General features: G+C 71.0%; 24 protein-coding genes and 1 pseudogene. 17 read left to right on the plus strand and 8 right to left on the minus strand.

Features of this window, described 5'->3' with window-relative positions; all coding sequences use genetic code 11:
* The first annotated feature begins 152 nt into the window (after positions 1-152).
* Positions 153-1,883: an IclR family transcriptional regulator domain-containing protein gene (locus tag AAFF41_RS47445; RefSeq protein WP_319749779.1), complete on the plus strand. Its 1,731-nt coding sequence runs from the start codon at positions 153-155 to the stop codon at positions 1,881-1,883.
* Positions 1,884-1,928: 45 nt separating this feature from the next.
* Here AAFF41_RS47445 and AAFF41_RS47450 read toward each other — a convergent pair whose 3' ends face one another.
* Together AAFF41_RS47450 and AAFF41_RS47455 are read right to left on the minus strand one after the other, a co-directional pair.
* Positions 1,929-3,119 (minus strand): MFS transporter, encoded by a 1,191-nt coding sequence (locus tag AAFF41_RS47450; RefSeq protein WP_343326021.1) that lies wholly within the window; start codon positions 3,117-3,119, stop codon positions 1,929-1,931.
* A gap of 107 nt (positions 3,120-3,226) precedes the next feature.
* Complete coding sequence (locus AAFF41_RS47455; protein WP_343326022.1) at positions 3,227-5,152, minus strand: glycoside hydrolase family 5 protein; 1,926 nt, start codon at positions 5,150-5,152, stop codon at positions 3,227-3,229.
* A 234-nt stretch (positions 5,153-5,386) separates the two neighbouring features.
* Between AAFF41_RS47455 and AAFF41_RS47460 the strand changes: the two genes are divergently transcribed.
* Positions 5,387-6,124, plus strand: coding sequence for an SAM-dependent methyltransferase (locus AAFF41_RS47460; RefSeq protein WP_319749776.1), 738 nt, complete (start codon positions 5,387-5,389; stop codon positions 6,122-6,124).
* A gap of 214 nt (positions 6,125-6,338) precedes the next feature.
* The gene (locus AAFF41_RS47465; protein WP_343326023.1) at positions 6,339-7,766 is read left to right on the plus strand and encodes an alkaline phosphatase family protein; all 1,428 of its coding nucleotides are present in this window, start codon (positions 6,339-6,341) and stop codon (positions 7,764-7,766) included.
* Positions 7,767-7,808: 42 nt separating this feature from the next.
* Here the strand turns inward: AAFF41_RS47465 and AAFF41_RS47470 are convergent, their stop codons facing one another.
* Entirely contained in the window at positions 7,809-8,738 is a 930-nt protein-coding gene (locus AAFF41_RS47470; RefSeq protein ID WP_343326024.1) for an S-4TM family putative pore-forming effector, read from the minus strand.
* Positions 8,739-8,915: 177 nt separating this feature from the next.
* On the opposite strand from AAFF41_RS47470, the gene AAFF41_RS47475 reads away from it, so the two are divergent.
* The 3 genes from AAFF41_RS47475 to AAFF41_RS47485 all read left to right on the plus strand — a co-directional run bounded on the left by AAFF41_RS47475 (position 8,916) and on the right by AAFF41_RS47485 (position 14,224).
* On the plus strand, positions 8,916-9,401 hold the full coding sequence (locus AAFF41_RS47475) for a hypothetical protein (protein WP_319749773.1): 486 nt from the start codon (positions 8,916-8,918) through the stop codon (positions 9,399-9,401).
* Between the two features lie 60 nt (positions 9,402-9,461).
* On the plus strand, positions 9,462-11,795 hold the full coding sequence (locus AAFF41_RS47480) for an NB-ARC domain-containing protein (RefSeq protein WP_343326463.1): 2,334 nt from the start codon (positions 9,462-9,464) through the stop codon (positions 11,793-11,795).
* 389 nt (positions 11,796-12,184) lie between these two features.
* The gene (locus AAFF41_RS47485; RefSeq protein WP_343326464.1) at positions 12,185-14,224 is read left to right on the plus strand and encodes a WD40 repeat domain-containing protein; all 2,040 of its coding nucleotides are present in this window, start codon (positions 12,185-12,187) and stop codon (positions 14,222-14,224) included.
* A 27-nt stretch (positions 14,225-14,251) separates the two neighbouring features.
* Here the strand turns inward: AAFF41_RS47485 and AAFF41_RS47490 are convergent, their stop codons facing one another.
* The gene (locus AAFF41_RS47490; RefSeq protein WP_319749771.1) at positions 14,252-14,548 is read right to left on the minus strand and encodes an RICIN domain-containing protein; all 297 of its coding nucleotides are present in this window, start codon (positions 14,546-14,548) and stop codon (positions 14,252-14,254) included.
* A 52-nt stretch (positions 14,549-14,600) separates the two neighbouring features.
* Here AAFF41_RS47490 and AAFF41_RS47495 point away from each other — a divergent pair, with 52 nt between their 5' ends.
* Complete coding sequence (locus AAFF41_RS47495; RefSeq protein ID WP_343326025.1) at positions 14,601-16,424, plus strand: penicillin-binding transpeptidase domain-containing protein; 1,824 nt, start codon at positions 14,601-14,603, stop codon at positions 16,422-16,424.
* 256 nt (positions 16,425-16,680) lie between these two features.
* On the opposite strand, the gene AAFF41_RS47500 is transcribed toward AAFF41_RS47495, so the two are convergent.
* Positions 16,681-17,085 (minus strand): DUF302 domain-containing protein, encoded by a 405-nt coding sequence (locus AAFF41_RS47500; protein ID WP_319749768.1) that lies wholly within the window; start codon positions 17,083-17,085, stop codon positions 16,681-16,683.
* Between the two features lie 176 nt (positions 17,086-17,261).
* On the opposite strand from AAFF41_RS47500, the gene AAFF41_RS47505 reads away from it, so the two are divergent.
* From AAFF41_RS47505 to AAFF41_RS47515, 3 genes are all read left to right on the plus strand, one after another.
* Positions 17,262-18,629: a rhodanese-like domain-containing protein gene (locus AAFF41_RS47505; RefSeq protein WP_343326026.1), complete on the plus strand. Its 1,368-nt coding sequence runs from the start codon at positions 17,262-17,264 to the stop codon at positions 18,627-18,629.
* 70 nt (positions 18,630-18,699) lie between these two features.
* On the plus strand, positions 18,700-19,089 hold the full coding sequence (locus tag AAFF41_RS47510; protein ID WP_319749766.1) for a rhodanese-like domain-containing protein: 390 nt from the start codon (positions 18,700-18,702) through the stop codon (positions 19,087-19,089).
* Positions 19,086-19,832, plus strand: a complete 747-nt coding sequence (locus AAFF41_RS47515; protein ID WP_319749765.1) for a sulfite exporter TauE/SafE family protein — start codon at positions 19,086-19,088, stop codon at positions 19,830-19,832. Before AAFF41_RS47510 ends, AAFF41_RS47515 begins: the two co-directional genes overlap by 4 nt.
* A gap of 30 nt (positions 19,833-19,862) precedes the next feature.
* Here the strand turns inward: AAFF41_RS47515 and AAFF41_RS47520 are convergent, their stop codons facing one another.
* Positions 19,863-20,150, minus strand: a complete 288-nt coding sequence (locus tag AAFF41_RS47520; RefSeq protein ID WP_075032675.1) for a metal-sensitive transcriptional regulator — start codon at positions 20,148-20,150, stop codon at positions 19,863-19,865.
* An 81-nt stretch (positions 20,151-20,231) separates the two neighbouring features.
* Between AAFF41_RS47520 and AAFF41_RS47525 the strand changes: the two genes are divergently transcribed.
* The gene (locus AAFF41_RS47525) at positions 20,232-20,819 is read left to right on the plus strand and encodes a rhodanese-like domain-containing protein (protein ID WP_319749764.1); all 588 of its coding nucleotides are present in this window, start codon (positions 20,232-20,234) and stop codon (positions 20,817-20,819) included.
* A 121-nt stretch (positions 20,820-20,940) separates the two neighbouring features.
* On the opposite strand, the pseudogene AAFF41_RS47530 reads toward AAFF41_RS47525, so the two are convergent.
* Positions 20,941-21,275, minus strand: a pseudogene (locus AAFF41_RS47530) (transposase); the annotation flags it as partial.
* Positions 21,276-21,337: 62 nt separating this feature from the next.
* Here AAFF41_RS47530 and AAFF41_RS47535 point away from each other — a divergent pair.
* Both AAFF41_RS47535 and AAFF41_RS47540 read left to right on the plus strand, forming a co-directional pair.
* Positions 21,338-21,574: an SHOCT domain-containing protein gene (locus AAFF41_RS47535; protein WP_319749763.1), complete on the plus strand. Its 237-nt coding sequence runs from the start codon at positions 21,338-21,340 to the stop codon at positions 21,572-21,574.
* Positions 21,571-23,034: a multicopper oxidase family protein gene (locus AAFF41_RS47540; protein ID WP_319749762.1), complete on the plus strand. Its 1,464-nt coding sequence runs from the start codon at positions 21,571-21,573 to the stop codon at positions 23,032-23,034. Before AAFF41_RS47535 ends, AAFF41_RS47540 begins: the two co-directional genes overlap by 4 nt.
* A 233-nt stretch (positions 23,035-23,267) precedes the next feature.
* Here the strand turns inward: AAFF41_RS47540 and AAFF41_RS47545 are convergent, their stop codons facing one another.
* Complete coding sequence (locus AAFF41_RS47545; RefSeq protein WP_343326027.1) at positions 23,268-23,720, minus strand: OsmC family protein; 453 nt, start codon at positions 23,718-23,720, stop codon at positions 23,268-23,270.
* Between the two features lie 283 nt (positions 23,721-24,003).
* On the opposite strand from AAFF41_RS47545, the gene sqr reads away from it, so the two are divergent.
* The 4 genes from sqr to AAFF41_RS47565 are packed head-to-tail and all read left to right on the plus strand — an operon-like array spanning position 24,004 to position 26,483.
* Complete coding sequence (gene sqr, locus AAFF41_RS47550) at positions 24,004-25,245, plus strand: type III sulfide quinone reductase, selenoprotein subtype (protein WP_343326028.1); 1,242 nt, start codon at positions 24,004-24,006, stop codon at positions 25,243-25,245.
* A gap of 17 nt (positions 25,246-25,262) precedes the next feature.
* A complete protein-coding gene (locus AAFF41_RS47555; RefSeq protein ID WP_319749759.1) occupies positions 25,263-25,580 on the plus strand; it encodes a TusE/DsrC/DsvC family sulfur relay protein in 318 nt (105 codons plus the stop codon).
* Between the two features lie 17 nt (positions 25,581-25,597).
* Complete coding sequence (locus tag AAFF41_RS47560; protein ID WP_319749758.1) at positions 25,598-26,071, plus strand: DsrE/DsrF/DrsH-like family protein; 474 nt, start codon at positions 25,598-25,600, stop codon at positions 26,069-26,071.
* 1 nt (position 26,072) lies between these two features.
* Positions 26,073-26,483: a PIG-L family deacetylase gene (locus AAFF41_RS47565; RefSeq protein WP_343326029.1), complete on the plus strand. Its 411-nt coding sequence runs from the start codon at positions 26,073-26,075 to the stop codon at positions 26,481-26,483.
* Position 26,484: the final 1 nt, after the last annotated feature.

Here is a 26,484-nt window from a genome sequence, read left to right on the forward strand (position 1 = left end):
GTATTTTCGCTGAGTGAACTTCTGTTCATTTACTGAGTGCGGTGAGTCTGCGGGATCGGGTGACGGCTGTCAATGGCCCGCGAACCGGTAGCGTTCTCCGCACGGGTCCGGCCGCATGCGCCGACGAGCGGGGAAGCGCGGGAGGAGAGGCCATGGCACGGGGCGTCGCGGGGACGCAGGCCGGGGCGTCGAAGCGGCCCACGGGCACCGCGCCGCAGACCGCCGGACCTGAAGCCGGCCGCGGGGAAGCCGTCGGCCCCCTGGAACGAGGTCTGGACGTCCTGCGCGTCATGGCCGATTCCGCGGAGGCGGTACGGCCGGGTGACCTGGTCCGCGCCACCGGCCTGGCCCGTTCCGCCGTCGACCGCATCGCCGCCACCTTGGTTCACCTCGGGTACCTGCGTGCCGAGGGCCGCGATCTCGTGCTCGCCCCGCGCCTCATGGAGTTCGGCAACGCCTACCTCGACGCGAGCGGCCTGTCCCGCGCGCTGCGCCCGAGCCTGGAGCGGCTGACCCGGACACTGGACGAGTCGGTCTCGGCGATCGTCCTCGACGGCTGCGACGCGCGCATCGTCGGCACGGCCGTCCCGCCCGGCCGGGTGATCCCCCTCGGCTTCCGCGTCGGCGACCTGCTGCCCTCCGAACGCTGCGCCGCCGGAGCCGTACTCGCCACCGGCTGGGACCCGCCGACGCGCGAGGCATGGCGGGCCCGGCGCGCGGCCGACCCCCTGGACGCCGGTTTCCCGGCCGTCCCCACCCGCCCCACGGCTCCCCGCCCCGAGCGGACGGAAGCCGACTTCACGTCCTGGACCACGGCGGCGGCCGCGAACGGCTGGGCGTTGGACGACCAACTGGTCGCCCCAGGGCTGGTCGCCCTGGCGGTCCCCGTGCGCGACCCCGACGGCCGCCCCGTGTGCGCGATCAGCGTGCTCGCGCACACCAGCCGCCACAGCGCCGACGACCTCCGCGCCCACGCCCTGACCGAGATGAACCGGGCCGCCCAGGACGTCGCCGACGCGCTGTACGGCACCCCGCACCCCCTGCCCGCCGCGCCGCCGCCCATCGCCGCCCCCGCATACACCGACGCCAAGCCCGAACTGGGGCCGTCCTTCCTCCAGGCGCTGGCCAGGGGCCTGGCCGTACTGACCGCGCTGGGCGGACAGCGCGGCGGACTCACCCTCGCCGAGGCCGCGGAGGCCGCCGGACTCTCGTATCAGAGCGCCCGGCGCAATCTGCTGACGCTGAGTGAACTCTCCTACGTGGAACAGCACGGGCGCCGATTCCTCCCGGGCCCGCGCGTCCTGGAGCTCGGATACGCGCGACTGTCCACGCTGACCCTCGCCGACATCGCCCGGCCTCATCTGGCCGATCTGGTGGCGCGGGTGCGGGAGTCCGCCTCGCTCGCGGTGCTCGACGGCGCCGAGGTGCGATACGTCGCACGCGTGGCCACCGGGCAGATCACCAGCGCCCGCATCACCCCCGGCACCCGACTGCCCGCCTACGCCACCTCCATGGGGCGCGTCCTGCTCGCGGACCTGCCGCGAGCACAGTGGCCGGAGCGCATCCGATCCCTCCGCCCGCAGGCCCTGACCCCGCACACGCTCACCTCGCCCGAGGCGCTCACCTCGGCCTTCGACCAAGCGGCCGACGACGGATTCGCCCTGGTCGAGCAGGAGTTGGAGGCGGGGCTGCGCTCACTGGCCGTACCCGTCAGGGACCGGAGCGGGCGCGCCGTCGCGGCGCTGAACGTAGCGATGCACGCCGGCCCGGAGTCACCCGAGCAGACCCGGGACAGCATGCTGTCCGCCCTGCGCGCGTGCGCCGCCCGTGTCGAAGCGGACCTGGCGCTCGCGAGTGCCCACGCTCCCGTGGAGACGGGTTGACAGTCCGGAGACAGGAACAGGTCACGTACCCGTGTCCGTACGCGCTCACGTCCTCGCCGGTACCGGCCGCCGCAGCAGGTACACGGCCGCGGTCGAGACCAGGACGGCCATGCACGCGATGAACACCAGCCCCGCGCCCTCCAGGCCGATGGGACCCGCCAGCAGCCCCACACCGATCACCGGCACCGAGATACCCGCGTAGGCCACGACGAACAGTGTGGAGATCACCGCCGCACGCCGGTCCGCGGGAGACGCCTCGGCCACCGCGGACAGCGCCCCGCGAAACGCCAGCCCCTGCCCGCCCCCGCCGACGAGCGCGCTCAGCACCACCAGCGTCAGCAGGTCCCACCGCAGCGCGCCCGCGAGCAGCGCCAGCCCGGCGAGGAGTGCCGCGCTGCCCAGGGGCAGCGATCGCCCCATCCCGACCCGGCCGGCGGCGAGTTGCCCGGCGGTCGAGGCGAAGAAGGCCAGCGCGACGACCAGGCCGCTGACGGCGTGGTTGTGCACGTTCAGCGACTGGGCGAGGAACGCAGGGCTGACGGACGTGAACACCCCGAACAGCGCGAACCCCACGAACGAGGCGATCGCCGCGGGCCCGAACACCGCCCGCACCTGTGCGGGCAGGCCGGGCCGTCGCGGCCGTACGGTGCTCAGCGGTCGCCGCTCCCGCACGGTCTCCGGAAGCCGGAGCAGGACGACGGCCGAGCAGGCCACCAGGGCGAGATGCACGGCGAACGGGAGGTACAGCGGCCAGGCGGCGTACTGCGCGAGCACTCCGGAGAGCAGCGGGCCGCAGCCGAGGCCGCCCATGTTGGCGGCCGTCGCAACGAACGTGGCCCGGGAGGCGCCGCCGTACGGTGCCAACTCCATCACGTACGCCGTGGCAGCCCCGGTGAACAGACCGGCGGACACCCCCGAGAGCAGCCGCCCCGCGTACAGCCAGCCCAGCCCCGTGGCGCACAGGAAACAGACGGCGCTCGCCGCGGAGAATCCCAGGCCCCACAGCAGTACTGGACGCCTGCCCACGGCGTCCGAGGCGTTCCCCGTCAGCAGCAGCACGCCGATGACCCCGAAGGCGTACACGGCGTACACGACGGTGACCGTCAGTTCGGAGAACCCGAACTTCTCCTGATAGAGGCCGTAGAGGGGAGTCGGCAGCGTGGTGCCGGCCATGCATACGACGAACACCGCCCCGCTGAGCAAACACTGGCGCCACCCTCGGCGATCACCGTCCATGCCGCCGACGGTAACCCCGCACACGGCCCCGGCCCGGTCGGGCCGTGGCCGTGGCGCGTCTGAAACACCCACCTGAGGCGATGCGGAGGTGAGGGGCGGTGAGGGGCTCAGGGCTTCAGCGGAGTGCACAGCAGGGCGGCGGGTCCCGCGGTGCTGCCCACGCGGGTGGTGAAGGCGATACCGGCGGCGTACTCGTCGGCGGAACACTGTCCCTTGTACGCGCCGGAGGCGAAGTCGCCGCCCGCCATGTCGGCGGGCCGGGTGTCGGAGCGGTCGAACCAGACAGTCCGCCCGATGGCCCCCAGCGGGGCGCGGCCGGGCGCGCACAGGGCCGCCGACACGCGGTCACCGCGGCGGCTGTAGCCGATGAGGAACTGCCCGGCGGGGCACTGGAGTTTGGTGTAGCCACTGGCCCAGTCGCCGCCCGCGGGGACATGACGTTCGTCGGTGACGACTGTCTGGGCGTTGCCCGCGGCCCGCAGGTCGCCGGCGTTGATGTCGGTGCACAGGCCACGACCGGAGGTGTGGCTGATGCCGATCAGCCGCAGGCCGTCGGGACAGGCGGCCTTGTAGGCCCCCGAATCCCAGTCGCCGCCCGCCCGTACCCGGACAGACTGCACTTGGTCGCCGTGGTCGGTGGTGAGCATGTGCCAGACAGGGACCGGCGGGATGGACCCGGTTCGTGTGGGAGCGGTCATGAGGTGACTCCAGGCGGTGCCGCGCCAGTCGCCCTGGTCGAGGATGCCGTACCGTCGCCCGGCGGTGTCGTAGCGCAGGAGGGCCCAGTCGTCGTGGCCCTCCCAGCCGACCAGGGGCCAGTAGGCGAAGTCGACGTCGTGGTCGGCGAAGTAGTCGGTGATGTTGCCGAACCAGGTGCGGGCCGCGGCGCCCGTCTCATTGGCGCCGATGCCGAATTCGCTGATCCACACCGGCGCGGTGTAGTGCTGCCCTTCCGTGGTGACGAAGAAGGCCTGGTCGGCGAGGACCTGGTACAGCTGGTCGCGGGTCAGGTCCTGGTAGCGGGCGTCGTGGGTCTCGCCGATTCCGGTGGCGCCGCTGTGGTGGGGGCCGGTGTAGCCGTAGAAGTGGGCGGAGTAGATCAGCTTGTGGGCGTCCACGAGGGTGTGCGAGAGCGTGCGCACGGGTGTGAGGGTGGGTCGGTCGTGCGGCAGCCCGTCGACGGGTACGCCGGTCCAGTTGATGCCCTCGATGACGATGAGGAGGTTGGGGTTGGCCTCGGTGAGGATGCGGTCGGCGGCTTGCTGGGCGGCCGCGTACCAGTCGTGGCCGTCGCCCATGCCCCAGTTGGGGTCGTCCAGTACGTCGCGGCGTACCTCGTTGTAGAGGTCGGCGCCCACGACACGGGAGTCGGTGGCGTATCGGCGCGCCATGAAGACCCAGTCGTCCGTCCACCGCTGGGTGGACTGGCTGCTGTTCCACCGTTCGTTGCCGTCGATGCCGCAGCACCAACGGGAGGTGTTCGTATGGTTGTTGAGGATGACCGCGAACCCGTCCTGGGTGAGGGCGGCCACGACGGCGTCGTAGATCTGCAGGGGTGTCCTGCCGCGCAGTTGTGGATTGGCGGCGACGGCCACGTCCGGGACGGGGGCTGTCGTGTGGATCATCTCGTTGGAGAACGGCAGCCGGATGCTGTTGATGCCGAGTTCGTGGAAGTCGGCGAGCAGTTCGGGCAGCGGGGCACGGTCGAGGCCGAGGGGGATGCCGAAGGAGTCCTGGCCGGCGTGGTGGTTGGCGGGGTCGGTCATGCTGCCGCTTCCGGTCCATGAGCCCTGTGCGCCGTCCCAGTTGGCCGACTTCAGCCGGAACCGGTTTCCCCGGGCGTCGACGATGTACCGGCCCTGGGTCGACAGCGGCGGCTGCCAGGTGTCGGCCGCCGTGGCGGTGGCCTGGGGAAGGGCCTTGGCGGCGACGGGCTCCGGAACGGTGGCCATCGCCGTCGGCGCCGTGGTCAGCAGCGCGAGAACCGCCGCCGCTGATGTCAGGTACTTGACAATTCTACGTCTGGTCGGCATCCGGTCCTCTGCGGGAGCGCTGGGGTGAAGCTGACGAGTCGGTGTCGCGAGGGACGGGCGCCGGTGAGCGGCGCCCTTCCGGAGTGACATCAAGGCCGGCCCTGGTATCCGGTCTTGGTGGCGGCCGCCAGCCTACAATTGTCAGCGGCCGGCGGCCTATGGGCGGACGCCTCGGTTGTTGCGGCGTCGGGAAAAGCAGGTGCGTGCGGCCTGTGTCCGTGCCAGGCTCCGCCGGTGAATCGTGAACAGATCTCCACGCTTGCCCATGCGGATCATCCGATTGCGGCCCCGCTCGACGACGACTCGGTGCGCCGACTGCTGGAACGCGGCATCCCGCGAGGTGGCGTGCGGGTACTCGACCTCGGCTGCGGTGGTGGGGAGTGGCTCCTGCGCGCCCTGGCCACGCATCCGCAACTCCGGGCCGAGGGCGTCGACATCTCCGAGAGCGCGCTGGCACATGCGCGGAGCGCTGCGCGCGCCCTCGGCCTGCAAGAGCGCCTCGTCCTGCACCAGGAGGACGCCACGGACTTCGCTGCCCCACATTTGTTCGACCTCGTGATCAGCGTCGGCGCCACGCATGCCTTCGGCGGCCTGCTCGCCACCCTCGAGGCGGCACGCAAGCACCTGGCTCCCGGCGGCCGCGTCCTGGTCGGTGACGGATTCTGGTCACAGGAGCCTTCCCCTGACGCCGTGGAGATGCTCGGCGACCTCGCCGATCTGCCGACCACCGTGGACCGCGTCATCTCCGGCGGTTGGACACCCGTCTACGGGCATATCAGTACGAGCCGGGAGCTCGACGACTACGAATGGGCCTGGACGGGGTCACTGGCCTCATGGGCCTTGGACCACCCCGACGATCGGGACAGTTCGCAGGCGCTGGCGGCAGCCACCACCCACCGTACCGAATGGCTGAGTGTCTACCGGGACGCCTTCGGCTTCGTCTGCCTGATCCTGCGTCCGACGTCCGACTGAAGCCGCCCGCGCCGGTTCGGCGAACCCTGTCTCCCTGCGACAGTGTCCATGCCGGTCATCGCTCGGCCAACCCCTCACCGCACAATGTCGTCGTGATCACCGTGCGCCTCCACCCCAGCGCCGGTGCCTCCGAGCAGAGTGATCCAGCAGGTCGGTCCGCGCGCGGACCGACCTGCGCGCCGGAGAGCTGACGCAACCTCAAGAAGGGGTGTTCATGACAGGGTTGACCCGCCGCAGACTCCTGGGTTCGGCCGCCGGTGTACTGGGCGGCGCCGCGGCGCTCTCCCTCCTCCCGCCGAGCGTCCAGAAGGCCGTCGCGGCCGGGCCGCCGAAGCACGGCTCGCTCCGCGACCTCGAGCACGTCGTCATGCTGATGCAGGAGAACCGGTCCTTCGACCACTACTTCGGCACCCTGTCCGGCGTACGCGGCTTCGCCGACCCCGACGCTCCGGCTCTCAACAACGGCCGGTCGGTCTTCTACCAGCCCGACGCCGTGAACCCGAAGGGCTATCTGCTCCCCTTCCACCTCGACACGCACGCCTCCAGCGCCCAGGCGATCCCCTCCACCAGCCACGCCTGGTCGGTGCAGCACGACGCGTGGAACGGCGGGAAGATGGACCGCTGGCTGCCGGCGCACCGCAAGGCGGACGGGGTCAACGGGCCGTACGTGATGGGCTACTACACCCGCGACGACATCCCCTTCCAGTTCGCCCTCGCCGAGACGTTCACCGTCTGCGACCACTACTTCTGCTCGGTGTTCGGGCCGACCTGGCCCAACCGGCTGTACTGGATGACCGGCACGATCGACCCCGGCGGCACGCGGGGCGGGCCGATCATCGCGAACACGGCGCCGACGCCGTACCGGTGGACGACGTACGCGGAGCGGCTGCAGGCGGCCGGGGTCAGCTGGAAGGTGTACCAGCAGGACGACGACTACGACTGCAACGTGCTGGAGCAGTTCGCGAACTTCCGCGTGGCCGTGCCGGGGTCCGAGCTGTACGAGCGTGGGGTGCGCCCGCAGCCGGAGGGCACGTTCGAGGACGACGCGCGGAACGACCGGCTGCCGGCGGTCTCCTGGATCATGCCGACGAGCTTTCAGTCCGAGCACCCGGACTACCTGCCCGCCGCGGGCGCCGATTTCGTCGCGTCGAAGATCGAGGCGATCGCCTCCAACCCGAAGGTGTGGAGCAAGACCGCCTTCATCCTGAACTACGACGAGAACGACGGCCTGTTCGACCATGTGCCGCCGCCGACGCCTCCGGCGGGTACGCCGGACGAGTTCGTCCAGGGGCTGCCCATCGGGGGCGGCTTCCGAGTCCCCGCGATCATCGTCTCGCCCTGGACGGTGGGGGGTTGGGTGGCGTCCGAGGCCTTCGACCACACCTCGGCCCTGCGGTTCCTGGAACAGTTCACCGGCGTCCGGGAACCGAACATCAGCGCCTGGCGCCGCGCGGCCTTTGGAGACTTCACCTCGGCCTTCCGCTTCACGCAGCCACAGCCGCTGCCGCCCCTCCTGCCCGATGGCACGGCGCAGCAATTGGAGAACGCGAAGACGCAAGTGGCGACCCTTCCCGCGCCCACCCTTCCGGGCGCCGACCAGTCGTTCCCGCACCAGGAGACGGGAGACCGGCCACACGTCTGACCGCCGCGCGGTGCGCGGGCTGCGGGGGCAGCGGCTCCCGGCTCAGCCCTGTCCGGAGGCGGTGGTCGGCGTGGTGACCAGGCGGCCGAGTTCGTCCATGGCGGCTGCGAAGTCCGCGCGGTCGGTGTCCAGGAAGCGGTTGAAGAACCAGTTGGGCACCCGCGCCTGTGTCAGCCGGGTCTGCAGCAGCACGTCCTGCACCTGCCGCGCCAGCGACAGCATCCCGGCGGCCTGCGCCTCGAGAGCTCCGGCCCGCGCGTACTGCTCGGTCCGCGTCAGCAGAGTCTTCCGCGCGTGCTCCCGCGCGGCCACCGTGTCCTGCTGCGCCTGGTAGGTGTCGACGCCCAGCAGCAGGAGCCCCAGGGAGGGGACGTACCAGTCCATGAGCACGTCGGTCAGCGGCATCCGGTTCAGCACACCGACCAGCACTCCCGCCGCGCACCACAGGACGAGACCCGTCCGTACGAAGCCGGCGTAGCGGCGGCGGATGCGTGAGCCCCAGCCGAGGTTCTGCAACTGGCAGGCGACGACGTCGAAGGGGCGGGGCAGGTCCTGGATCTCGTAGTAGTCGCGCAGCCTCGCGGGCGATCCACGGTAGTGACGCGCCAACCGGCTGATCTCGTCGGCGGACGGCCCACGGCCGACGAGCACCTGGTTCCAGGGAAGCCCGAACAACCTGGTGTCGAAGGTCTCCTGGAGCAGGGCCGCCCTGCGGAACTCGTTCTTCGTCCAGGCGCTCGCCCCCACGGCGTAGACGACCGCCCACACCAGACCGACGAGGCTGAGCGGAGTCAGCGACACGGGCACGAAGACGCCGACCACCGCGCCGACCGCCAGCGCCGTGGACACCACGACATGGCCGGAGGCGAGCCGCTGGGCGCGTGCGTGCGAGGCGGATGCGGCGCGCAGGAGCCGCAGCATCTCCGGATCGTTCTGGTGCTCGACGATCGGCAGCAGCGTCCGTGGACTCATGCTGTCCCCCTGACAGTCAGAAGATCCGTAATGTCCGATGCGGCCGGACTCCGGGGACATGCCCAGGAGCCGTCCGGCGTATGCCTTCGGGCAACCGGTGGCAGGGATCGCACCGGCGCCGCGGGAGAGATCCCGACGACCCCGCGGGCGAGCACGGCTTGCAATACAGTCGGCCGGATGGGGGATGAAGCGACGCGCCGCCTCACGGTGGTGCTCGGGACCGAGACGTCCGAGGTGCTGCGCGCCGCGGCGAGCTCCCGAAACCGTGAGGTCGACCTGGCCGAACCCCGCTGGACGGCAGCGGGCCACAGCGGGGCGCGGCGCGCCCCGGTGGCGAAGCGTTCGCGGCCGTCGGCGCCGCAGCGGCCGCGCACATACGTCGTCAACGTCTGCCCCGCGGACGGCCGACGCCGCGGAGGCGCACGCCACCACGCCGCATCGGAGATGTCTTTGGCCGACTTCGCCGCCCGCCATCTGGTCTGCATGGAAAGCGACCCGTTCGGACTGCCGGGCGGGGGCGAGCTGTTGGTGCAGAACATCGCCGGCGCGAGCCTGGCCCGCTGCCGTCCGATGTCGGAGTTCGCCCCGGCACGACCGGGCCCTGACGGCCGCGGCCCTCGCCCGGACGCTGACGCACGACCGGACCGAGGATGTGCCATCTGATGCTGACCGTCTCTTGTCCGCCGGCCGAGGCGGACCTGCCGGTGTCTTCGCGGGGTGACGATGATTCCTGAACCGGCCCGGGGGCGGGCACGCACTTCGGCCAAGGACGCGCCGAGTGGTGTGGAGGAGCTCAGCGAGTGCCTGGGCGACGAGCGCTCGGCGCGGGCACTGGTCGAATGGGCCGAGACCATGGCGGTGACCGTGCGGCCCACGCACCCCAAGTGGGCCCCGTCCGGCAAGGGGTACACCGGAGCGGTGCTGGCAGCCGTGACGATCACACCGGGCCCGGGAATCGTCGTGGTCAAGCTGTGTCCCGCCGATCAGCGCGCGGAACACGCCGCCCACACGCGGGCGCGACGTGCCTCCGAACTCCGGGGCGACTTCGCCCGGCAGCACCTCACCCAGCAGCTCTACCCGCCGCACCCGGTGGGCGACGGACGACTGCTCACATTCCAGAGCCCCGCCGGTGACGACCTGCGCGACGTCGTCACGATGGCGCAGCTGAACGATGAGGACCTGCGGTCGACCTTTCGCATCGTCGTCACCGGCCTCGTCGCCGACTGGAACCAGGGACTTGAGTCCAAGGACACCGAACTCGTGAGCGTCTCCGAGTTCCTGCGGCGCGAACTCGACACGTCGGTGGCCGAGGGCGGTTCGGCACGGGCATACGGCGCCGGGAACCCGAACCTGCGCCCCGACACGACCTGGATCGAGATCGGCGGCATCGTCCTGCCGAATCCGCTGACCATGACCGTCGGCGACGCCGAGCTGCCCGACCCCCGGATCCTGGTCGTGCACGGGCTGGCCCACGGTGACCTGCATCTGCACAACGCCCTGGTGCCCCTGCGCAGGGGCACGTTGTGTCCTGACGCCTTTCGGCTCATCGACCTGTCCACCTTCGCCGACGACGCCCCGCTCACCCGGGACGTGGCGACACTGATGCTGTCGGTCCTGGCCGAGAGAGCGCCGACCGGCCTGATCGACGAGCACGAGCTCGCGTTGCTGCGGCACGTGGTCGATCCGAGGGACGCGTATGTGCCACGAATCGTGCCCGAACTGGCGCTACTCGTCGATGACTTGCACTCCGCCTCTACCGACGTGGCACCGGGCGGCTGGCACGCTCTGTGGGTGGACCAGCTGTTGCTGTCCGTCCTGGCGACGGCGTTGCGCTTCACGACCTACGAGGACCTGGGCGCGGCACGCAGGTGGAGGTTCTTCCGTATGGCGGCCCATGCGGGCGGTGAGTTGCTGTCGCGGCACGGGGTGACCCCGCCCTCGTCCGCGCCCGCGATCTCGCCCCCGTCGCAGGCAGGCACGGCAGGGCGCGCGTCCACGACCACCCGTGCCACGACCGTCGCCGTACGAGAGACCGACGTCCACGTCGCTGCCCCGCCACCGCCGAACACTGTCCTACCACCGGCGAACGCCGCCGCACCACCGGTGAACCGGCTCCCCGTCCCGCACATGGCCCCCGCCGTGCCGACCGACTTCGTCGACCGGCCCGCGGAAGGCACCGACCTGCTGCGTTCCCTCCTGACGGCCGCCGCGGCGGGTGAGCGGGTACCGACGGAAGGACACAGTGCCGTCGGCCTGATCTCCTCCGTCACCGGCGTCCACGGCACCGGAGGCTTCGGCAAGACCACGCTCGCCGCCTGGGTCTGTCACCATCCGGAGGTGCGAGCCGCTTTCCCGGACGGTGTGCTGTGGGCGCAGCTCGGCCAGGACCCGCCACGCCAGCGGATCATCGCCTGGGCGCGCGACCTCGTCACGCTCCTCACGGGCACCGAACCCCCGGTCTACGCCACGGTGGAGGCGGCCGGCGAACATCTGGGCGCGACGCTGGAGGGCCGCCGCGTACTGCTCGTGGTCGATGACGTGTGGCGGCGGGAGGACGTGGAGCCCTTCCTCCGGGGCGGCAGCGGCTGCGTCCGGCTGGTGACCACCCGCAGACCCGGGGTGCTGGAGGCGTCGGCGCCGCTGATCCGCATCGACCGCATGTCCTCCGCGCAGTCCCTGAACCTGCTGGCGGCGGGAGTCGAGGGAGCGGACAACACCACGCTGCTCCCGCTGTTCGAGCGCTCCGGCAACTGGCCGCTGGCGCTCAGACTGCTGAACGGCGTACTGCGCAGCATGGTGCACCGCAGCGGGATGGCCCTGCCGGACGTCGTGGGAGAGATGGCCGAGGAGCTGGACCGGTACGGTCTGGCCGGCCCCTCGACGCCTACCCGCCCCCCGGCACCCGCACGGTGGAAGCCACGGTCGACCTCAGCCTCCACGAACTGGCCCGGATCCCGCGCACCGGCCGCGGTTCCCTGGGACGGCTGGCGGCCCTGGCCTGCTTCCCGGAGGACCAGCACATCCCCTACCGCTGGCTCGCGAGGCTCTGGGGAGTGACCGAACTGACCGCGCGCCGCGAGTGCGTGCGCCTGGAGGAACACTCCCTGTTGGCCCAGCACGACCGAGAGGGCGTACGGCTGCACGACGTCATCCGTGACGTCCTGCGCCGCCGCGACCCGGAAGCGGTCCGGCAGGCACATCAGACCTTGCTGGAGGGGCATGCCGCGCTGTGCGGCGGGGCGGGCTGGCACGCCCTGGCCGCACCCGGCGCCGATCCCGCGTTCCTGGACAACGTCACCTACCACCTCGCCGGAGCCCTCGCCTCCACCGACCTCCACCACACCACCACCGACTTCCGGTTTCTCGTCGAACGGGTCTGGCGCAGCGGTCCGGCCGCCCTGGAGGCGGAAGCGGCGCGCTACCACTCGATGTTCCCGGTCCTGAGAATGGATCGCTTCGCCAGGGAACTCGGCGCGCTGGTCCACGGAGAGGCCCATCTCCTGGCCGGTCACGAGCGGCGCCTCGATCTCGCCGTCACCCTGCACAGCCGTTGCCTGGCATGGGAGGAGGTCAGGCGACGACTGCACCACACGCGCGAGGTCCTGCGCGGCGGCCTCGTCGCCACGGAACCCTTCCCCGACGATCCGGACGGCCGGCTGTGGCGGGTGCTGACCGGTCACACGGGGCCCGTGCACGCGCTGTGCTGGCGGGCGGACGGCCGGGTGCTGGTCAGCGGCAGCGGGGACGGCACGCTGAGGATCCGCCGCGTCGACGACGAACGACAGGACGCCGTGGTGGACGTGGCCGGCGAAGGCGACGGCTCAGTGGTCAGCCTGTCCTGGAGCCCCGACGTCTCGACCCTGGCCGTGGGCACGGACCACGGCGAGGTGGTCCTGGTGGATCCCTCCGAGCACCGGATCACACGGCGGCTCGTCCTCTCCGAAGAGGACCAGCAGCGCGTGATGGTCGCCTTCACTCCCGACTCCCGGGCCGTCACCGTCGCCCTCGGCAAAGAGGTACGGCTGTGGCACGAGCCCTACGACGAGGCCGGCCTGGGACCGCCGCTCCCCGGCCCGCGCGACACGTCTTGTACGGCTGTGCGGTGGCACGAGCGCGGAGGGCTCGCCGTCGGTCTCGCCGACGGCCGGGTCCACCTCTGGGAGCGGGCGGCGACCGAGGCCGAGCCCATCGCGGTCGACACGGGCGGACCCTCGGTACAGGCACTGGACTGGCATCCCGACGGCGATCTTGTGGCCGTGATCGGCCACTCGGCGACCGTGACCGTCATCGACCGCCGAAGCGCCACGGTCGTGGCCCGGATCTCCGGGCAGGCCCGTCCCGGGGCGGCGTGGTTCCAGTCACTGTGCTGGACGTCGTCGGGGGACGCGCTGCTCGCGGGCGACAACGACGGGACGGTCTTCGTCTGGAAGTTCACCCGGCAGCCGGACGGACCGTGCCTGGAACTCGAGGACACCTTCTCCGCCCGGGGCGTCCAGGTGCGGGCGATCGCGCCTCAACCGAACGAGGACCGGATCGCCGTGGGCAGTCGTCAACCGGCGGTACGGCTCTGGATCCTCGACAGGCACTCCGCCCCGGACGCCGGACTGGCCGAGCGGGTGAACACCGTGCTCTGGTCACCCACCGGCGCGCTGGCCGCGGGGAACGCCGGAGGCCAACTGCTGCTGACCGACAGGGAGATCGGGGAACTTCCCGCCTGGTCGCGGTACGCCGTGCGGGCCCATGACGGCGACCTCAGGGCCATGGCCTGGGAGCCGGACGGGAGTCGGCTGCTCAGCGTCGGCGACGACGGCAGGGTCCTGCTGTGGGACGCCGGCCGGCGCGAGGTGATCCGTACCCTCGCGAGGAGGCTGACCTACGCGGCGGCGGTCGCCTGGAGCCCCGACGGACGATGGGTCGCGGCCGCCGACACCGACGTGGTGCTGTGGGAGACCGAGACCTGGGAACGAGTCCACACCATCCCGCTGGGGGCCAGTGTCAACGCGCTGTCGTTCGCTCCCGACGGCTCGCGACTGATCGCGGCCACCTCGTCGATGGAGGTGCGTGTCATCCACCTGGACCCCGCGGGACGTCCCACGGGGAGGATCGATCTCTGGCCGGGACACAGGAGTTCGGTCAGCGCGGTGTGCTGGTCGTACGACGGACGGCATCTGGCCACCGCCGGTTACGACGGACAGGTGTTCCTGTGGGATCCCACCACGGGTCGGCCACGCCATGTCCTGGACGGCGACGGATCCGCGATGTGGTCCGTGGCCGTCTCACGGGACGGAACGAGTCTCGTGGCCGTCACCATGGACGGAACGGCGCAGCTGTGGGACATCGGGACGGCGGTCGAGGTGTGCCGGCTGAGGGTGGACGGCCATCTGTCCTCCTGTTCCTTCCACCCGTACGAGCATCGCGTCGTCCTCGGAGGCTCGGCGGGCCTGTACGCGTGCGAGATCTCCTCCGATGCGGTGGACGACCGGTGAGCACGGGCCACCCTTCTCGACGGTGTATCAGGACCAGCTCCACTCCTGGTTGGTGCTGCCCGCGCATCCGAAACCCTGGACCGGCTGACCGTCCTTCCCGGAAGAGATGGCCTCCGCGTCCAGACAGAAGCCGTCCGGGACGCTGACCAGTGTCCGGGCGCCGGACGGACCGGAGGCGCCGAGGCGCCACCGCTGGGCGCTCAGCCCATTGCAGTTCACGGCGCGGATCTTCTGGCCGTTCCGGCCGACGGTGCCGAGGTCGGCGTTCAGGCAGCGGTGGTTGCCCTGATTGACGACGAGGTACTGGGAGCTCTGACCGGGCACGGACTACGCCGGGCAGAAGTCGACCTGGTCCTACGACTCGTCACTGACCGTGGTGCGCGGCACGGACGGTCACGCGGTGGTCAAGTGGATGCCGTCGGTGCTCTACCCGAAGCCGGCGGCAGGTCAGTCGGTGGTGGCCGCGTCGGCCGGCGCACCACCGGTCAAGGCCGTGGACCGCAACGGCGAGGAACTGACCGCGGCGCAGTACCCGTCACTCGCCGGGATCCTCGGCCAGCTGCAGGCCCGGTACGGGACGAAGATGCGGGGCACGCCCGGTACCGAGATCCGCGTCAAGAACGCCGGCGGCAGTGCAGGGCGGGTGCTGCGAGTGCTCGCACAGGGCATGGCGGGGAAGCCGCTGCCGACCACGATCGACGCGAAGCTGCAGGCCGAGGCGGAGAAGGACGTCAGGAAGCAGGGCCCGGACGCGTCGGTGGTCGCCGTCCAGCCCAGCACCGGTGATGTGCTGGCGGTGGCCATGACCCCGGCGAAGGGCTTCGACAAGGCGTTCCAGGGCACCTATGCGCCTGGGTCCACCTTCAAGGTGATCACCGCCTCGACACTGCTGGAGAGTGGCAAGTTCACCCCGAGTACGCCGCTGAACTGCCCCCAGTACTTCTCCTACGGCGGCCTCACCTTCCACAACGTGGACAAGATGAAGATCGACCATGCCAACCTGGCCATGGACTTCGAGGCTTCCTGCAACACCGCCTTCATGTCGACGGTCCAGGTCCTGCCGGACGGCGCGGTGGAGAACGAAGCGCGTGACGTGTTCGGTCTCGGCCTCAACTGGAACACCGGCGTGCCCAGCTTCGACGGGAGTGTGCCGGCGACCGGCGGTGCGTCGAAGGCGATGACGTACATCGGACAGGGCAAGGTCCCCGTCAGCCCGCTCGACATGGCGTCGGTGGCCGCCACTGCCAAGGCAGGCGTGTTCCACCAGCCGGTGATCGTGCCGGTCTCCGTGGACAACCGGCAGATCGCCCGCGCGCCCCGGCAGATGAGCGCCTCGGCCGACGCGGCCCTGCGCCAGCTGATGAAGTTGACGGCACAGCAGGGCACCGCGGCGCCGACCACCGGCGGCCTGAGCGGCGATGTCGGTGCGAGGACCGGCACGGCCGAGGTGGACGGACGGCAGAAGGGGCCGCGCTGGCGCCGGCCCTTCTTTACGGCGTTTACGGCGTGCACGCCCTCGCCCCGCTTTCCGCGGCTTCCCAGATGGTGTCCACCCCCTCGTTGTGGACTCCTTGCGCGGTGCACAGCTTCAGGCACTGTACGCATGGAGTCCCCCGGAGGGCCGGCGCCGGTCAGCCGTGCCCAGGACGAGGCGGACGCGAAACACCGGCGCGCACTGCAGGAATGGCTTGCTCCCCTGCGCCAGGAGTATCCGGATGTAGAGGTCGTGGAGGAGTTGGCACACGAATCCCCGGTTCTCGCCCTGGCCCGTGCCTCCGACCTATCCGACCTTCTCGTCGTCGGCACCTGCGGTCGCGGCGGCTTCCGCGGGCTGGCCCTCGGCTCGGTCAGCCACGCCCCTCCAGTAATCCATGTGCCCCATGGCGGTCATCCGTCCGCGCACACGACCGGCCCCGTCGTGACACGCCCGCCTGGGGTGCGCAAGGGGCGCAGAGCTGTGGAGACCGCCGACTGGCAGTTCATTGTCGACGTCTTGCGCCCCCACGCGTTCTGGGGTGAGGAGGACGATGCCGGCTGCCGCGCGCTCCCACGTCCTCAGCCGCTGCGCCCGCCTGCACGGGACTGTCGAAGAGACCTTCACCTACCCGGCGGCCGTCGTCCTCGGCCTGCGGACTGGCAGCGCCGGCGTCCGGTCTGGAAACCACGGTGTACCAGGTCTACGACGTCATCGGCGGCCTGATCACTCGTATCACCTGCTATGCCGACCGCTCCCAGGAGCTTGAGGCGGCCTACTCCGGTACCACGGTCGAACTCTGAGCTCTAGCCGTCGCGGCCTGTTCCGGGCCACCTGTCGTGCCGTACCGCGGTGCGCGCGAAATTTCTCCTGAGTCGGTCCTGATCGTGCCTACGGTGCGAACTGCGTCTCCCCCGGACCCATCACCGGTGTCACGCTCTCGGTGGGGACGTCCGGCCGCCGTTGTGCCGAGTCGGTGGCGTCAGACGCTCGTGCCGGGCGTGGTGAGGGAGGCGAGGGCGGCGTCGAGGCGACGGGTGGCCTCTTCGGCGACAGGGCGCAGGGCGTCGAGTTCGGCGAGCGTGACCATCGTGCCGGGGTCGAGGGCGTGTACGGCGGTGTGGTCGCCGTCGCGGCGGACGACGACGTTGCAGGGCAGCAGCAGGCCGATGGTGCGGTCCACCTCCAGGGCGCGGTGGGCGAGCGGCGGGTTGCAGGCGCCGAGGATGACGTAGTCCTCCATGTCGTGGTCGAGCTTCGCCTTGAGAGTGGCGGTGACGTCGATCTCGGTGAGGATGCCGAAGCCCTGCTCGGCGAGGGCCTCGCGGACGCGGCTGACGGCGGTGGCGAAGTCGGTGTCGAGGTACACGGTGCGGTCGTAGCGCATGGCGGTGTTCCTTCTGGTCGGTTCGCGCGGCGCGGGACGGGTGTCCTGCCGTGCTGGAGCTGCCCGTGAGGCGTTTCCGAGGGCTTTCCCTGCCCTTGAAAATACCCCCTGGGGTACTCATGTTACCGTCGAAGATATACCCCCAGGGGTAATTCTTCGCTGGAAGGGAGTACCTCGTGTTCTTCGTCGACACGATCGAGGTGTCAGGGCTCGGCAACCGGAGCTACCTCGCGGGCGGTGAGCGGACGGCGGTGGCGGTCGACCCGCCCCGTGACGTGGACCGGGTGATCGCGGCGGCGGCCCGGCGCGGGGTGCGGATCTCGCAGGTCGTCGAGACGCACGTCCACAACGACTACGTCACCGGCGGCCTGGAGCTCGCCCGGCTCACCGGCGCCGCCTACCTCGTTCCCGCCGGGGCCCGAGTCTCCTTCGCGCGCGTGCCGGTGCACGACGGCGACCGCACGGAGATCGACACCGAGGCCGACCTGATCCTGCGCGCGCTCGCGACGCCCGGCCACACTCCGCACCACACCTCCTATGCGCTGGAGGAGAACGGCACGGCGGTCGCTGTGTTCACCGGCGGCTCGCTGCTGATCGGCACCGTCGGCCGCCCCGACCTCGTGGAGCCGCGGCTCACGGAACACCTGGCCCGGGCCCAGCATGCCTCCGCACACCGGCTGGCCGCCGAACTGCCCGACGACACGGCTGTGTTGCCCACGCACGGCTTCGGCAGCTTCTGCTCGTCCTCCCAGGCGGAGGGCAGCGACACGACCATCGGCAAGGAGAAGGCGTCCAACGAAGCCCTCACCCGGGACGTGGACGACTTCGTCGCCGACCTGCTGGCCGGCCTGGACGACATTCCCGCCTACTACACGCACATGGGGCCGACCAACGCGGCCGGACCTGCGCCCCTCGACCTGACCCCGCCCGCTGTCGCCGACGCCGAGGACATAGCCGCCCGGCTGGCGGCGGGGGAGTGGGCGGTGGACCTGCGCAACCGCGTCGCGTTCGCCGCGGGGCACGTGTCCGGCTCGTTCAACTTCGAGGCCGAAGGGCAGCTCGCCACCTATCTCGCCTGGCTGATCCCCTGGGGCAAGCCGGTCACACTGCTCGCCGAGTCGCCGGAGCAACTCGCCGCAGCCCAGCGCGAGCTGGTCCGCGTGGGCATCGACCGCCCCGCCGCGGCGGCCACCGGCGACCCCGGCGGCTGGGTGCCGGAGGTTGATGCACCGGCTTCCTTCCGCCGTGCGACATTCGCCGACCTCGCGGGTCGGCACCCGGCGGAGGGCGTCGTCGTGCTCGACGTCCGGCGTGGCTCCGAGCGGGCAAGCGGGTACATCGAGGGCTCGGTCCACATCCCGGTCCACGCCCTGCACCGCCGCCTCGACGAGGTCTCCGCCGGCGAGGTGTGGGTGCACTGCGCAGGCGGCATGCGTGCCGCCATCGCAGCCTCCCTGCTGGACGCGGCCGGTCGCGAGGTCGTTGCCGTGGACGATTCCTTCGACGCGGCCGAGAAGGCCGGGCTCACCGTGTGGACCCCCTGACGGCGCCGGACGCCGCACCGGCCCTGCCGATCTTCCGTACCGATATGGGAAACAGGAGCGAGAAACCGAGATGAGCATTTTCCGACGAGGTCGGGGCGGCCCGGGCCGCGTGACCGTGCAGGAGGCAGCCGCACGCACCGGCCACGGCAACGCCGCCGACAGCGGAGGCGACGCCGTGCTGCTCGACGTCCGCGAACCCTACGAATGGCAGGCGGGGCACGCCCCCCGAGCCGTACACCTGTCCCTCTCGGCACTGGCCGCCGGGGCCGGGCTGCCCGCTGAGGCGCAGGTACGGCCCCTGGTCTTGATCTGCCGCTCGGGCAACCGCTCCCTGCAGGCGGCCGAACTGCTGGCCGCCTGGGGTGCGGAGGCCGTGGACGTGATCGGCGGCATGCGGGACTGGGCCGAGGCGGGGCTGCCGGTGGTGGACCCGCACGGCGGGAACGGCACCGTCGCGTGAGCACTCTCATACTCGCCCTGACCGCCGGTGCGGTCATCGGTCTTGCGCTCGGCGCGCTCGGTGGTGGCGGCAGCGTGCTGGCCGTCCCCGCCCTGATCTACCTGCTCGGTTTCACCCCGGTCGCGGCCACCACCGCGAGCCTGGTCATCGTCGCTGTCACCTCGGCCACCGCGATGTCCGCGCACGCCCGCGACGGGAACGTCCGCTGGCGGACGGGGCTGCTGTTCGCGGCGGCCGGGATCGGCCCGGCGATGCTCGGCGGCGCGCTCGCCGGACGTATCCCGGCCGCCGCGCTGACGGCGGCCTTCGCGGTGGTGGCGGGAGCGGCCGCACTCCGTATGCTGCGGACCCGTCGGCACGCGGACACCATGGTGCCGGTACGGCCGGGCCGGGCCGCGGCCGCGGGTGCCGGGCTGGGCGCGGTCACCGGCGTTCTCGGCGTCGGCGGCGGCTTCCTCGCCGTACCGGCGCTGGTGAGTGTGCTCGGCATGCGGATGCGGAACGCGGTGGGTACCAGCCTGCTGGTCATCACCGTCAACTCCCTGGCCGCGCTGGCGGCTCGCGCCGGTACGGTCGACGGACTGGACTGGGCGGTCGTCGGCCCCTTCGCCGGGGCCGCGATCCTCGGCGCCTGGGACGGGAAACGGCTGGCCACGAAGGTCTCCGGGGGCACGCTGCAGCGGATCTTCGCCCTGGTGCTGCTGGCCGTGGCCGCCTTCATGCTGATCGACGCGGCGGCGTGATGCGCCGAACCCCCGAGGCCCGGGCCGGCCCTAGGCCAGGGACAGGAAGAGCTTCTCCAGGCGGGCGCGCATCTGCTGGGCGTCCTCGCCGTTCTTGCGGCCGGACTCGATGTCGGTCATGCACTGCTGCATGCCGGTCGCGATGATCGCGAATCCGGCACGGTCGAGAGCGCGTGAAGCGGCGGCGAGCTGGGTGACGACGTCCTCGCAGTCGCGCCCCTCCTCGATCATCCGGATCACGCCGGAGATCTGACCCTGCGCGCGGCGCAGTCGGTTCAGCACGGCCTTCAGGTCCGCACCCTCAAGCTCCAGTTCCACGATCACTCCTCAAGAAATACCCCTAGGGGTACTGTACGTCCCGGTGCGGGACGGCGTCGACGATTAAGGATCACATCTGCCATGACCAGCCCCCTCACCCCCGTCAGCCTCGCCACCGACCAGGCCCGCACCCGGCTCCACGAGCTCACCGTCATCGACGTGCGCACGCCCGCCGAGTACGCCTCCGGTCATCTGCCCGGCGCCCTGAACATCCCCCTGGACCACGTCCGCCGCGCCCTGCCGGAGATACGGCACGCCGCCGAGCGCGGTGACGTCCTCGTCGTGTGCGCCTCCGGCGCGCGCTCCGAGAACGCCTGCAAGGTGCTGGCCGAACAGGGTGTCGCCACGGCCACGCTCGCCGGCGGTACCGGCGCCTGGGCCGCCGAGGGGCACGACCTGCATCGTCCCGCCGCCTGCGACACTCGGTCCGGCTGGAGCATGGAGCGGCAGGTGCGCTTCACCGCCGGGGCGGTGGTGCTCCTGGGGCTCGTCCTCGGTCTGCTTGTGCACTCCGCCTTCCAGCTCCTCGCCGCGGGCATCGCGGGCGGGCTGGTCTTCTCCGCGGTCACCGACACATGCGGCATGGCGGCCCTCCTGGGCAAGCTGCCCCACAACCGCCACCGCGCGGCCGATCTCGACGCCACGCTCGCCGCCCTGCGCAGCCGCTGAGCGGTGGGTTCCTGGGCACCCGCGGACGCTGCGGGTGCCCCGAGCTCGCTCATGCCCGGGGAGTGTACGGATAGCCCGCGCTCACCGTACGCATCACCGGACGCCGTGATTGCTGATCGTTTCAGAATGAGGTTCGGAGTCGTCTCAAGCAGGTGATGCTGCAGGCGAGTTGGAGTAGGCCGAGGTGGAGGTCGGCGCGTATCTCGTAGCGGATGCGGAGTCGTCTGAACGGGTGGAGCCAGGCGGGTTGCGCTCGACGACCCAACGGGTCTTGCCGAGTCCGGAGCCGTGCGAGGTGCCGCGACGGGCGATCTTCGGGGTGATTCCGCGGGCTCGGATGAGGCGGCGGTACTTGTCGAAGTCGTAGCCGCGGTCGGCGAACAGCCGTCGCGGGCGGCCGCGTGGCCGGCCGCGCAGACCGCGGATGGGCGGGATGGCGTCCAGCAGCGGCATGAGCACGGCGGGCATGTCGCGACGAGCCGAGCTAGGTTGGGTTCAGGGGAACCGCTTCAGGGGACGTGATTGCGAAGATGGACGGGCAGGCGATCGGCTGGATGTGGGTGTGGCCGGTGCTGGTCGTGGCCGGTCTGCTGATCATCGGCTACGCCGTATTGCGGCTGGCGCGAAACGGCCGAGGATCTGCCAGCGGCGCGTCCGATTCGGGTTCGGTGGCGCGACGGATCCTCGATGAGCGCTACGCAGGCGGGGAGATCGACGAGCAGGAGTACCAGCACCGGTGGAGGGTGCTGCGGTGACCGGCGCGCCGATCAGCCGGCGCCGGGCCTTGGGCCTGATCGGACTGGGCACGGCCAACGTCGCCGTCGGCGCGACCAACCGGGCCACCGGTCCGGGCGCCCCGAGCAGGGGCACCTCCGGCCAGGACCTGGCCCAACCGCCGGTGCTGGCCAGTCGCGACGGGGTCCTGAATGTGTCGCTGACCGCCGCCCCCGGAGTGCGCCTGGCCGGGCGGGACACCCTGGCATGGGGGTACAACGGCACCTGCCCGGGGCCAACCCTGCGGGTACGACCTGGGGACCTGCTGCGGGTGCGACTGGTCAACCACATCGACCAGCCGACCAACCTGCACACCCACGGCCTGCACGTGTCTCCGCGCGGCAACGGCGACAACCCGTTCGTCACCGTCGACCCCGACGGCAGCTTCGACTACGCGCACCGTATCCCGGCCGACCACCCGCCCGGCACGTACTGGTACCACCCGCATCACCACGGCACCGTCGCCGACCAGATCTTCGCCGGCCTGGCCGGGGCGCTGCTGGTCGACGGCGGTCCGGACCCGGATCTGCCGGTGACCGACGACCTGGCCCTGCTGGTCACCGACACCACCCTCGACGGGGCCGGCCGGGTCGCCGCGCCGAACATGATGGCCAGGACGATGGGCCGCGAAGGCGACCTGGTGCTGGTCAACGGCCAGCACCAACCCGTCATCACCGCCGCACCCGGCGATGCGCAGCGGTGGCGGGTCATCAACGGCTGTGTCTCCCGGGTGCTCGCGCTGCGGCTGGAGGGCCACCGGCTGACCCAGCTCGCCCTGGATGGGGCGTTCCTGCCGACCCCCGCCGAGCGGGACCAGGTGGTGCTGGCCCCGGGCAACCGGACCGACCTGCTGGTGCGCCCCGTCCGCGACGGCCGGTACACGCTGGTTGCCGACCCGTACGACCGGGGCAGTATCGGCATGATGGGCGGCGGCCCGCCCACCTCCGGTCCGGTCACCCTGGCCACCCTGGAAGCCTCCGGACCGGCCGCGACACCGCCGCCGCTGCCAGTCACCCTGCCGGCCCCGCCCGCCCCGCAAGGCCGGGTGGCCGGTCAGCGTCGGCTCACCTTCGCCATGAACATGGGCATGGGCATGATGGGCGGCACAGGCACGGGGATGTTCACCATCGACGGGCGCACCTTCGACCCGGACCGCGACGACCAGACCGTCCCGCTCGACACCGTCGAGGAGTGGACCGTGGTCAACACCAGTCCCATGGATCATCCGTTCCATCTGCACGTCTGGCCGTTTCAGGTGCTGGCAACCAGCACCGGCGCACCCCCGACCGGGCTGCGCCAGGATGTTGTGCTCGTGCCCGCGCGGGGCTGGGTGCGGCTGCGTATCCCGTTCACCGATTACCCCGGCCGCAGCGTCTACCACTGCCACGTTCTCGACCACGAGGACCTCGGCATGATGGCCACCATCAACGTCCACCGCTGACGGGCTGCCCATGCCGGGCATCCGGCGACACCAGGTTCGGCCGCGACCAAAGCGGTGGACTCGGCGGCCACGGCCCAGAAGGCATAACTTCGACGTCCTGTACCACCGGCGCAAGATCCGCCACCATCATGGCGATCCGCTTCGGGCCGTACGGGCCGTCCAGCACCTCGTCGTCCCCGATCAGGCCCCTGGGGCGCTCCCCAGTGCCGACGCGGCGGGCACCAAGGACGTGCTCATGGCTCCAGTTCGATCTCGATCTCGGGCGGCTCGTGGAGGGTGTTGTGCACCGTGCAGTGCGAGGCCACCGCCAGCAGGGCGGCCCGGCGCTGCTCGGGGAGCTCCGGCGGCGGCACGACCACGACGCGCAGGGAGGCGACCCGGGCGGGGCGGTCGGTGGCCATCGTGAACTCCGTACGGACCCGCAGGCCGGTGCGGGGCAGGCCGTGCCGGTGGAGGTAGCTGCCCGCGTAGAAGGCGATACAGGTGGCCAGGGAGGCGGCGAACAGCTCGGTGGGGGTGGGCGCGGTGTCCGTGCCGCCTGCCTCGGTGGGCTGGTCGACCTGGATGCGGTGGCCGCGGATGTTCACGGTGTAGGCGTCGTGATCGACGTGGGTGACCTCGAAACTGTGCGCGTCCGTGGACTGCGGCCGGTTCGCGCTCGGGGTCTGCTGCGTGCTGGCGGTCATGGCCGGGCCCTTCTCGCTGGTCGCTGGTGCCGACTGCTGCCTGATTCCAGTCGACCGCGGACGGCGCGGCGGATCGAGAGGCCGACTGGGTGCGACAGGGGCCGTTCGGCCCTCGTGCAAGCTGCCGTGGCGATATACCCTGCTGGGTATTTTGTCTGCGGGTTTGCGGCGGGCAAGTCGGCTGTGGCGAACAAGGGGCTGAGCGAAGGCATACCCCGGTGGGTACTCGGGTGGGGACCAGTGGCCCATGTCTCGCTCTCGTCTTCCGCATGACAGTGGGGACATGGGCACACACATGGTGATTCTCGGAAGCGGAACCGCCGGCACCATGACGGCCAACCGCCTGCAGCGCACGTACGACGAGCGAGATTTCCGGATCACGGTCGTCGACCAGGACGACGACCACGTCTATCAGCCCGGTCTGCTGTTCGTCCCTTTCGGGCTGGCCCAGCCCCACCACCTCGTCCGCTCCCGCCCGCAGCAGCTGAACACCGTCGTCGACTACAAGCAGGCACGGATCGAGCGAGTCGACCTGAACGGGCGGACGGTGTACCTCGGCGGTGGCATCCGGGTGTCCTACGACGTCCTTGTGGTCGCCACCGGCGCCCGGCTGTTGCCGGAGGAGACCGAGGGACTGACCGGTCCCGGCTGGGGCGAGAACGTCTTCACCTTCTACGACCTGCCCGGCGCCGTCGGTCTGCGCCATGCGCTGGAGCGCTTCGACGGCGGCCGCGTGGTGGTCGACGTGGCGGACCTGCCGCTCAAGTGCCCTGTGGCACCCCTGGAGTTCGCCTTCCTCGCCGACTGGTACTTCCAGCAGCGCGGCATCCGCGACAAGGTCCAACTGGCCTACGCCACCCCGCTGGACGCCGCCTTCACCAAGCCGGTCGCGGCGAAGGCGCTCGGCGGGCTGCTGGCGGACAAGGGCATCGAACTGGTCACCGAGTTCACCCTCGGCGAGGTCGACGGCCCGGGCGGTCGGCTGGCCTCGTACGACGAACGGGAGGTGCCGTTCGACCTGGCGGTCGTCGTCCCGCTGCACGGTGGCGCGGAGTACGTCGGACGCTCCGAGGGCCTCGGGGACGAGCTGGACTTCGTGCCCGTCGACCCGCATACCCTCCAACACCCCGAACATCCTGAGGTGTTCGCCATCGGGGACGCGTCCGGCCTGCCCGCCTCAAAGGCCGGGTCGGTGGCCCACTTCGAGGGCGAGGTTCTGGTGCACAACATTGGCCGCTTCCTCGCCGGGCAGCCCCTGGACGCCTCCTTCGACGGGCACGCCAACTGCTTCGTCGAGACCGGCTTCCACAAGGCCCTGCTCATTGACTTCAACTACGACACCGAACCGCTGCCCGGCCACTTCCCTGGCCCCCTCGGCCTGCCGCTGCTGAAGGAGTCGCACGCCAACCACCTCGGCAAGCTCGCTTTTGAGTGGCTGTACTGGCACAGCCTCCTGCCTGGCCGGGAGCTGCCCGGCATCGGCTCGGCCATGCCCGAGCGCGGCAAGCGCCGCGCCCACGCCTGAACCAAAGGAGCACCGACATGCCCACCGCCACCTATGACGGCACTCCCGTCCCGGTCGACGACGAAGGCTTCTTCACCGACCCCGGCCGCTGGACCGAGCCGATGGCTGAACAGATCGCCAAGGAACTCGGCATCGACACATTGACCGACCGGCACTGGACGGTCATCCGCTTCATGCGCATCCAGTATGTAGAGAAGGGCACCGGGCCGACGGTTCGCGTCCTCGGCAAGACCTCCGGCGTCAGCGTCAAGGAGCTCTACCAGCTCTTCCCGAAGGGGCCGGCGAAGACTGCGGCGAAGATCGCCGGCATCCCCAAGCCCCGCGGCTGCATCTGAGAAGGAGACGGTCCGCCATGGCTGACACCGCCACGATCGAGAAGATCTCGATCATTGTCTCCAAGGGATCCCTGGAGGGGATCTACCCGGCCCTGATCATGGCCAACGGCGCCCGCGCGGAGGGCATCGAGGCCGACCTGTTCTTCACCTTCTTTGGCCTCGACGCCATCACGAAGAAGCGCTGGGAGCACATCAAGCTCGCCACCGTGGGCAATCCGGGCCTGCACTTGCCGACCCTGCTCGGCGGCATGCCCGGCGTGCCGGACCTGATCACCCGGTACATGGAACGCAAGATGGACAGGCTCGACATCCCGCCGATCCCCGAGTTCCTCGAGATGATCGCCGACACCGGCGCGGGCATCTACGCCTGCAAGGCGTCGGTCGACCTGTTCGAACTCGACAAGGACGACCTCGTCGACCAGGTCCAGGACATCATCACGGTCGGCGAGTTCTACGAACACGCGGCCGGCGGCCAGATCATCTACACCTGAGATGACCGGTTCCGAGCGCGGTCTGCCGGACGGAGTGCGGCGGGTGCCGACGGTGGTCGCCCATCCCGACGACGAGTCGTTCGGGCTGGGCGGCCTGCTGACCCCGCTGTCCGACGGCGGCGTGCCCACGACGGTGCTCTGCTTCACCCATGGTGAAGCGTCCACCCTGCACGGCAGGCCCGGCGACCTGCACACCGTCCGCGCGGGCGAACTCGCCTGCGCCGCATGGGAACTGGGCGTCCATCGCGTGGAACTGGCCGGTCACCCGGACGGTGCTCTCGTCGACATCGCGTTGCCCAGGCTTGCTGCGGAGGTGGCCCGCCTGGTCGGCGAGCAGCGTCCCAGTCACCTGCTCGTGTTCGAACCCGCCCCCGCCCAGGACGCCCAGGCCGGCCCCGATCGGCAGGGATGAG

Source organism: Streptomyces mirabilis (genome assembly GCF_039503195.1).
Lineage (GTDB): Bacteria > Actinomycetota > Actinomycetes > Streptomycetales > Streptomycetaceae > Streptomyces > Streptomyces mirabilis_D.

What these genes read in the sequence shown, in the direction of transcription:
- AAFF41_RS47470 (WP_343326024.1), bottom strand. Translation starts at nt 8,738, where the DNA reads ATGAGTCCACGGACGCTGCTGCCGATCGTCGAGCACCAGAACGATCCG.
- AAFF41_RS47480 (WP_343326463.1), top strand. Translation starts at nt 9,462, where the DNA reads ATGATTCCTGAACCGGCCCGGGGGCGGGCACGCACTTCGGCCAAGGAC.
- AAFF41_RS47510 (WP_319749766.1), top strand. Translation starts at nt 18,700, where the DNA reads ATGAGCATTTTCCGACGAGGTCGGGGCGGCCCGGGCCGCGTGACCGTG.
- AAFF41_RS47445 (WP_319749779.1), top strand. Translation starts at nt 153, where the DNA reads ATGGCACGGGGCGTCGCGGGGACGCAGGCCGGGGCGTCGAAGCGGCCC.
- AAFF41_RS47455 (WP_343326022.1), bottom strand. Translation starts at nt 5,152, where the DNA reads ATGCCGACCAGACGTAGAATTGTCAAGTACCTGACATCAGCGGCGGCG.
- AAFF41_RS47485 (WP_343326464.1), top strand. Translation starts at nt 12,185, where the DNA reads ATGGATCGCTTCGCCAGGGAACTCGGCGCGCTGGTCCACGGAGAGGCC.
- AAFF41_RS47465 (WP_343326023.1), top strand. Translation starts at nt 6,339, where the DNA reads ATGACAGGGTTGACCCGCCGCAGACTCCTGGGTTCGGCCGCCGGTGTA.
- sqr (WP_343326028.1), top strand. Translation starts at nt 24,004, where the DNA reads ATGGGCACACACATGGTGATTCTCGGAAGCGGAACCGCCGGCACCATG.
- AAFF41_RS47560 (WP_319749758.1), top strand. Translation starts at nt 25,598, where the DNA reads ATGGCTGACACCGCCACGATCGAGAAGATCTCGATCATTGTCTCCAAG.
- AAFF41_RS47525 (WP_319749764.1), top strand. Translation starts at nt 20,232, where the DNA reads ATGACCAGCCCCCTCACCCCCGTCAGCCTCGCCACCGACCAGGCCCGC.
- AAFF41_RS47555 (WP_319749759.1), top strand. Translation starts at nt 25,263, where the DNA reads ATGCCCACCGCCACCTATGACGGCACTCCCGTCCCGGTCGACGACGAA.
- AAFF41_RS47500 (WP_319749768.1), bottom strand. Translation starts at nt 17,085, where the DNA reads ATGCGCTACGACCGCACCGTGTACCTCGACACCGACTTCGCCACCGCC.
- AAFF41_RS47450 (WP_343326021.1), bottom strand. Translation starts at nt 3,119, where the DNA reads ATGGACGGTGATCGCCGAGGGTGGCGCCAGTGTTTGCTCAGCGGGGCG.
- AAFF41_RS47565 (WP_343326029.1), top strand. Translation starts at nt 26,073, where the DNA reads ATGACCGGTTCCGAGCGCGGTCTGCCGGACGGAGTGCGGCGGGTGCCG.
- AAFF41_RS47475 (WP_319749773.1), top strand. Translation starts at nt 8,916, where the DNA reads ATGGGGGATGAAGCGACGCGCCGCCTCACGGTGGTGCTCGGGACCGAG.
- AAFF41_RS47545 (WP_343326027.1), bottom strand. Translation starts at nt 23,720, where the DNA reads ATGACCGCCAGCACGCAGCAGACCCCGAGCGCGAACCGGCCGCAGTCC.